The sequence below is a fragment of the Gilliamella sp. B2717 genome, assembly GCF_026536675.1.
Lineage (GTDB): Bacteria > Pseudomonadota > Gammaproteobacteria > Enterobacterales > Orbaceae > Gilliamella > Gilliamella apicola_I.
This window is the reverse complement of the sequence record NZ_JAFNNQ010000026.1, coordinates 1-226: the sequence shown is the minus strand read 5'-3', so window position 1 is coordinate 226 and position 226 is coordinate 1. Positions and strand designations below refer to the sequence as shown.

1 protein-coding gene is annotated in these 226 nt (G+C 32.3%); it reads left to right on the top strand.

Annotation, left to right across the window (positions count from 1 at the left end; genetic code table 11):
• A partial coding sequence (locus tag J3U35_RS05190) for a hypothetical protein (RefSeq protein ID WP_267359998.1) occupies positions 1–226 on the top strand: 226 nt, incomplete at both ends.

Sequence of the window (226 nt, the reverse complement as noted above, 5' to 3'; positions counted from 1 at the left end):
CTATACCCAATTTTAACCTTTGCCGATAGCTCAGCCACCGATTTATTAATTAAACGGGAAAAACCATTAGAGCCTGTTGATAACGAAACTGAATTAGAGATAAACCAAATAGGTAAAATTGAAGCCTATGGTGATGCGATTGATAAAGAAACATTTAAAAAATTAGGTTATTTTAAAATTGTTTATAAAATGGGCGAGTTTTGTTATGACGGCATTGAAGAGCTTT